The sequence below is a fragment of the Mesorhizobium sp. M8A.F.Ca.ET.207.01.1.1 genome (assembly GCF_004794715.1).
GTDB lineage: Bacteria > Pseudomonadota > Alphaproteobacteria > Rhizobiales > Rhizobiaceae > Mesorhizobium.
In genome coordinates, this window is the sequence record NZ_SRUS01000191.1 from 1 (window position 1) to 381 (window position 381).

General features: G+C 53.5%; 1 protein-coding gene. It reads left to right on the forward strand.

The window, feature by feature from the left end:
* Nucleotides 1-194 precede the first annotated feature (194 nt).
* The coding region (locus EN850_RS34125) for a hypothetical protein (RefSeq protein ID WP_136092977.1) at nt 195-381 on the forward strand (187 nt) is incomplete at its 3' end.

The following is a 381-nucleotide window of genomic DNA, read 5'->3' on the forward strand; positions in this document are numbered from 1 at the left end:
TTTTGTTGCCACGGTTTGCCGGCACCGGGCGGGATGTCCAGCGTCAAGCCGTCCTGCCCTCTTGCGACAACAGAAAAACCGTGGAAGCGGTCAAACAGCTATCGCTAAATTAACCAAGTTGCCATAATGAGTTTGGGTGGGCGGCTGATCATGATTCGAACATAAGCGCCGCGCGCTTGATGGGACTTTACTTCATGCTGATGGCCTATCGAGGCTTAAGCCGACCCTGCCTCAACAAAAATTTTCGCATTCCGATCAAGGCCCTGCACCGTCTTTTTGTCCTGGGTGCGTTGTTGGCGACTACCGGTTGCCAATACTTCAACTTCGGTCAGTCGAGCTCATTCAGCGTGTCGCAAACCGGCAATGCCGCCTTGATCGACT